Below are 2,184 nucleotides of genomic sequence, written 5' to 3' on the forward strand. Positions count from 1 at the left end.
TATATAAAATGAGACAAACTTGCAATATCAATTGCAAATTTATAAGTGATATAGACTTATTTGGAAAAGATGCTGAATTATATTATAAGGGAAAATCAAAAAGAACCTCTTGTGCAGGAATAATTTTTACTATACTTTACGTTGGAATGTATATAAGTTTTTTTATTTATAAAGTCATTAGAATGTGGCAAAAGGTTGATGTAACATTTTATGAAACAAATGCTTTTACTGGTGAACCTCCAAATATAAAACTTTCCAAAGATAAATTCTATGGAGGTTTTGCTTTAGGAAACCCTCATAGTTTACAAACATTTGTAGATGATAGCATTTATTATGTTAAAGCATTTTATAGAAGGGGAGTAAAAAATGGTCCTACTTGGAATTGGGAAACAATACCTTTGGAAACAGAAACTTGTCAATTAGATAAATTTGGTGAAGAATATAGAGAAATTTTTAAAGATAAAGCTGTAGATCAATTACATTGTGTTCCTGTTTTAGACCAAATGCTACAAGGACATTTAACATATGATGTTTATTCATATTTTTTAGTTCGTTTTTTTCCTTGTATTAACGGAGTTGATAATCACACTGATTGCAAACCCTTGTCAATAGTTCAACAATATTTAACCCAAACTTTTGTAACATTTAAAATGGAAGATGTTGATTTAACACCACAATTATATAATTCCCCCGTAACTCTTAGAGGAAAAGAAGTATCTGCTAATGTTGGTAGTTCATTATTTCAAGATGTTCATTCATTTTTCCAAATCATAAATATAGAAACAGATGAAGATATTTTAGGCTTTGAAGGATTATCTCAAATTAAAAAAGAAAAATATATAAAATATGATAATTCAGTTATTTTAAGTCGTTTAAAAAACGACATTTTTGTAAGCGGAGATTCTATTTGTGATATAACAATAGCATTATCTGAGCAGGAATTAACCCAAAAAAGAACATATCCAAAATTAATAGAAGTTTTGGGGGATGTAGGTGGTCTCATGGAAGTTTTTTTCTCACTTTTTCGAATAGTTTCCTCTTTTTTAAATGAAACTTTATATGAAACATCTTTAGTCAATCATTTATTCTCTTTCGATTTAAGGAAAAAAGTCTTAATAATAAAAGAAAAGAAAAAGCAAACCAACTTTAAAAATTTAGATAATTCACCTAAAATATATGTCCCGATTCAGAATTTAAATAAAATTACCAATAAAAATACATTTAGAAATAGTGAAGATGCGGCTATTCAACCAAAAAATAAATTAAATGAAGAATGCTTAAGTAAAACACAATTATCAAATGAGAACATACTACTTAAAAAACCAAAGAAGAAAAGAAAAAAGAAAATAAAAATAAAATCTAAAAAAGAAAAATATGAGAACAATAATATTCAAAAGAAAGAAAAAGATAGTATGCAATTTAATGGTAAAGAATATAATACTATTGCAATAAATAATTGTAATAGTTTAGAAGATAAAGATAAAAAAAAAGACAATCAAAATATGGATACTCAAAGAGGAAGCGAAATGAATAAAGATAATCAGACTTTAATTACTAAAATTAAAAATAACAAATTTTGTACATATTTCTGCTTTTTATGTGTTAGAAAAAGGAAAAATATGCAAAATGTATTATTAGATGAAGGAATGAAAATAATAACAGAAAAATTGGATTTAATGAATATATTTAAAAAATTATATAGAGAAGAAAAACTGCAAGAAAAGGAAAATATATCAGATGTTATCGAAATGTCTGATGAATGTAAAAAAAATTTGATGATTGTATATAAAAAATGAATTCCTTTTAAATTCCTTTAAATTCCTTTTAAATTTTATAATAATTAGACTTTATTTATAATTTAGTATACCAATGTTATTTTTTTTTTTGAAATTATTAAATAAAAAAAAGAATTATTATTTAATAAAAAATGCATAAAGTCCCTTATCAATATAAGAAAGAATTATTAAATGTTCAAAATATATTAGAACAAGGAGAAAAAATTTACAAAATATCTGAAGTTTCAGATAAAAAATGTTTAGAACTTAATCCAATAGATAATTGGGTAGAAGTCTTTTATAATGTAAAACAGGATATTTTTAGAAAAAGGTATATAGAATTAATGTCAAGAACAGAAAATAACAAATTCTTTGAAGCATTAAACTATGAATATGGTATAAATAATAA

2 protein-coding genes are annotated in these 2,184 nt (G+C 23.8%); both read left to right on the top strand.

What is annotated here, in order from left to right:
* On the top strand, positions 1-1,796 hold a 1,796-nt coding region (locus ACMUOV_RS02850; RefSeq protein ID WP_413853541.1), incomplete at its 5' end, for a hypothetical protein.
* A gap of 131 nt (positions 1,797-1,927) precedes the next feature.
* Positions 1,928-2,184 (top strand): hypothetical protein (locus ACMUOV_RS02855; protein WP_413853542.1); only part of this gene is annotated, 257 nt, incomplete at its 3' end.

It is taken from the genome of Candidatus Ruminimicrobium bovinum, from assembly GCF_902760015.1.
GTDB lineage: Bacteria > Elusimicrobiota > Endomicrobiia > Endomicrobiales > Endomicrobiaceae > Ruminimicrobium > Ruminimicrobium bovinum.